The sequence below is a fragment of the Lacihabitans sp. CS3-21 genome, from assembly GCF_024343675.1.
GTDB lineage: Bacteria > Bacteroidota > Bacteroidia > Cytophagales > Spirosomataceae > Leadbetterella.
Genome location: NZ_RJUD01000068.1, coordinates 1 through 1,842 on the forward strand (window position 1 = coordinate 1; position 1,842 = coordinate 1,842).

A 1,842-nucleotide genomic window follows, 5' to 3' on the forward strand; every position below is an offset into this window, starting at 1 on the left:
CTATCGTCTAGCGGTTAGGACACGTCCCTTTCACGGATGAAACCGGGGTTCGATTCCCCGTAGGGTCACAAAGTTGTGAAGTGAAAATTTAGAAGCCTTGGTAGAAATACCGAGGCTTTTTCTTTGGTGTAAAATCTAAAAATGCATACGTCCCTTTCATGGATTAAAACGGTGATGCGGCATTCCGACGGTGCGACGTTTCGCCTGGGATGCCAGTCCAATCGATTCCCCGTAGGCAGAGGCGATATTGTAGCCTCCAAAGATGTGAAGTGAAAATTAAGAAGCCTCAAATGCAAATTTGGGGCTTTTTTTTGTGCACAAATTTCTGAGATCTCTACTGTCAGGTCGAGCGTAGTCGAGACCCCGCTTTCATTATAAAAAAAACCTAAATTACTCTAAAAACCTTCATTTTGAATTCAAAATACTTCAATTAGTTAATAAATTCTTCAGGTCACGAAACAACAAACCTTCGAAAATATTTAAATTACCCAAAAGCAGCCAGATAATAAAATATTCATGACCCACATTCAGAAAAAAATATCTCATATATTTGACTCAGTAAACAATATAAGTACCTTCTATGAAATACCTCAGTATATTAGTTTAATAGAAAACATTCGGCTAGCTACCTCAATTTATCTGTTTATATAAGATTTAGCAGTTTTACTAAAATCATGACCGAGCAAGACATATTTTATTTGCGATCCGAAGACAAAATTGAATTTATTCGAATTGATAACTCATATGTTTTTTTTGATGGTGTAGTTTCATTTTTAGCTGGAGTTTGTTCAACTAATTTGCTAATGGACTCTTACCTTACTGAAGCCATAGCATATAAAGAGGGACACTATTTGTTTTTTGAAGGACGAACTAAGGCCACAAACAAGATATACTATTTTTTTCCGTATGATATTTACAAATATTTAATGGACAATAGATGGCCTCAAAGTATAAACATACATTTCAAAGAAAAAACCTTTCCCGACCAAGAAGAAATTAATGGAGGATTAGACGGATTCGCAAAGGTTTTTTTATCACTAGGACAAGCGACATATATTCAATATTGGGAATCAACAAAAGATAAAGTAATTAAAGTATTCGGTACAGATCCGACAAAATGGAATACTATTTTTACATTTGGCTGGTTAGTACGCAATGCATTGGCACATAATTTCAAAGTTACAGTTAATAACCCAAAGATAGATAATATAACATGGAAAGGATTAAGCTTAGGTTATTCAAAAAATGGAATTGATATTTCTGAACAAATAATGTTCATCGAATTAATAATTTTAATGAAAGATATTGAAGATGAGCTCATAAGTTACTGCCTCAAAGATTAATTTTATATTATTTTAACTTTAGCTTAGTTTGATTTTTTGTAGTTTCTAATGCTCATTGCAATAAATTTTTATCCAAAGGCTTTACACCCTTTGATTACTGCTCAACTAACAAAAATAAAAACCTTTAAATGGCCAAGAATAAAAACTAGATACCATGTCGATTCATTTTGTAAAAGACAAATATTATATTTTCAAAGGAGAGAAGATAGCTGAAGCAAAATTCAGGACAGAACTTTCCAGACTTATTATCGAGAAATATGGCTTCGGACCGTTTCCAGACCAAAATATAGTACGTGAAATAGTTTCATTTTCTTTAAAATACTACATTAAGAAATTCAAAGAAATTTGCCACAACGAAAAATCTTATAGGTTTTATCAGAATATCTTTTGGTTTCATGAGCAAGCGACAGAGTTATCATACTTACATGCTCATCAAGACATTTCACCTGACATAAGCGGTAGATATATTGCCAAATACCGTAGAATTTTAAAATTTATA

General features: G+C 32.7%; 2 protein-coding genes. Both read left to right on the plus strand.

What is annotated here, in order from left to right; genetic code table 11:
- The first annotated feature begins 674 nt into the window (after positions 1-674).
- On the plus strand, positions 675-1,343 hold the full coding sequence (locus EGI24_RS14390) for a hypothetical protein (protein WP_255048629.1): 669 nt from the start codon (positions 675-677) through the stop codon (positions 1,341-1,343).
- A gap of 154 nt (positions 1,344-1,497) precedes the next feature.
- A partial coding sequence (locus tag EGI24_RS14395) for a hypothetical protein (protein ID WP_255049165.1) occupies positions 1,498-1,842 on the plus strand: 345 nt, incomplete at its 3' end.